At 67.6% G+C, this 1,900-nt stretch carries 3 protein-coding genes; all 3 read right to left on the bottom strand.

The features are described 5' to 3' along the window. Window positions 1–387: 387 nt before the first annotated feature. Window positions 388–807 carry a ribbon-helix-helix domain-containing protein gene (locus AC27IO_RS23615; protein ID WP_284406565.1) on the bottom strand — a complete coding sequence of 140 codons (420 nt, stop codon included), beginning with the start codon at window positions 805–807 and terminating at the stop codon, window positions 388–390. Window positions 808–926: 119 nt separating this feature from the next. Next, entirely contained in the window at window positions 927–1,130 is a 204-nt protein-coding gene (locus tag AC27IO_RS23610; RefSeq protein ID WP_284430586.1) for a hypothetical protein, read from the bottom strand. A 64-nt stretch (window positions 1,131–1,194) separates the two neighbouring features. Then, window positions 1,195–1,704: a pyridoxamine 5'-phosphate oxidase family protein gene (locus AC27IO_RS23605; RefSeq protein ID WP_284400527.1), complete on the bottom strand. Its 510-nt coding sequence runs from the start codon at window positions 1,702–1,704 to the stop codon at window positions 1,195–1,197. Between the last annotated feature and the right edge of the window lie 196 nt (window positions 1,705–1,900).

Below are 1,900 nucleotides of genomic sequence, written 5' to 3'. Positions count from 1 at the left end.
CGCGCCAGGCCGCCACACGGCCGGCGGCAGCGCTCCCCGCCGCGGTGGCTGCGGCCGTGCCTTGGCCGGCCAGGGCCTGCTGGATGGCGCGGGTGGCATCGGCGAGCTGGCCGGTGCGCATCAACGGGGTGACCTCGTTCAGAAGCTGCTTGACCTTCTTGTTCCAGTCCATGGGGAATCCTTTCGAAAAGCGGGCCGCGGGGGCCCTGGCGTGCGGGGGCGGCACCGGGGCCCCCAGGGGCGCTGCGTGCCGCGTTCGTCTCGTCGTGTCTCTTGTCTCGCCGCCGCCTTCGAATCGGGCCGGTCTGCCATGGTGGTCCGGTCGCCAGCGCCGAAGGCGCGGGTCCGTCCCTTGTCGTCGTGTCCACCGGCGCGTGCCGGTGGGTGTCAGCCGATGCGGCCGGCCAGCGCGGCCTTGACCGCCGCGCTGGCGTGCAGCGCCCCCAGCACATGGACGGAGGCGATGGTCGCCTGGGCCAATGCAGGGGGCACGTCGTCGTCGATGGTGCACAGGCCCAGCACGCGGATCTCCAGCGTCTGCCCTGCGGCCTGGACGGCCTCCAGTTCGGCCCGGCCGAACCGCTGCAGCCCCAGCACCAGCGTCTTGCGGGCCACCACCTGCCGCACCGCATCGGCCTGCGCAACCAGCTGGTTGCGGATCGCGGTGCGGATGAAGTCCGTGCGGTTCGAATAGAACCCCTCGGACACCAGCAGGTCGATGTGGCCGAGGTCCACATACCCCAGGTTGATCGTCACCTTCTCCGAATCGGGAACCTTGTTGCTGCGCTCGAGTGCCGTCGTTGCCATAAAAACCTCGTTTTTCCATCCCATTGGATGGCAAATGGATGGTCTATGGAATCTTTCAAGGGCATCTGCGCAAAATAAAGGGGCCCGAAGGCCCCTGTCGTTGCCAGGGTGCAGCGGCTTCAGCCGGCGCCGCGCCCGCCCCCGCTGCCTGCCGCGCCCTGGCGCGACTGCACCTGGTTGCCGCTGCCAATGTGGGCATCACGGTCGTGCCGGCTTTCCGGCGTGCGCTGGGCTTCGTTCTTTTGGGTGGGCTCCTGGTTGCCTTGGCGGTTGTGGTCGTTTTCCACTTTGCCCTTGCCGGGCTCCTGCTTGTCGTTGGCCATGGTGTGTCTCCTTGCGAACGGGGGAATGAAACGATGGGATCGATGGGGGGCGAAAAAGCCGCGCTCAGGACAGCGACAGTTCCTTGTGCTCGCCCATGTCCTTGGGCGGGTTGCCCGTGACGGCCGCCTTGGCCATCTTGAACAGCTGGGTCATCTTGCTTTCCTTGACGTCCCAGTACTCGGCGTGGCTGATGTGGATGGCCAGCAGCACGAGATTGGGGTCGTTCACGCCGTCCGGAAACCAGGCCTTCGCCATGGGCGACCATAGGGCCTCTTTCTTGGCGATGTCTTCGATGAAGCCAGCCGCGCCGGACAGCGAAACATAGCTGTCCTTCTCAGGGTTGGAGTAGGTCACGTTGACCTGGCTGTCCGAGCGCAGGCGCTCGAACAGCTCTCCGTCGCGCGGGATGAAGAAGAACAGTTGCGACTGCTCGTCAATGTCCTTGTTCTGAGTCGTCAGGGGGTGGGCATGCAGCATGCCGCTGGCGGCGCGGTGCGTGAGCATGCCGAAGCGGATGTCCTTGATCAGCCGCCACAGCGTGGCGTGGGGGGAAGTGGTGTCGTCGTTGCTCATGGGTGTCTCCGGCAAGCAGGGAAGGAGGCCGAACGCCGCGCGCACTGGGCGCGCGGTGTGGGAGGAGGTCCCAATGTAGGGGGGCCCTGCTGCGCCCACGGTCGGCTCGCGGCCCGGGGCCCTGTGGGGCATGTCCGACATCTCCGCGCGGGCCGCCCGAGCCGGCCGGCCCGGGCCTGCGGGCCGGGCTCAGGCC

It is taken from the genome of Acidovorax sp. KNOB132 (genome assembly GCF_057541515.1).
Note: the sequence above shows the minus strand (reverse complement) of the source record. Positions and strands in the feature narration are given on the sequence as shown.

Bases quoted from the DNA above. Each gene is read 5' to 3' on its own strand.
- AC27IO_RS23615 (WP_284406565.1), bottom strand. From the start codon at position 807: ATGGCAACGACGGCACTCGAGCGCAGCAACAAGGTTCCCGATTCGGAG.
- AC27IO_RS23605 (WP_284400527.1), bottom strand. From the start codon at position 1,704: ATGAGCAACGACGACACCACTTCCCCCCACGCCACGCTGTGGCGGCTG.
- AC27IO_RS23610 (WP_284430586.1), bottom strand. From the start codon at position 1,130: ATGGCCAACGACAAGCAGGAGCCCGGCAAGGGCAAAGTGGAAAACGAC.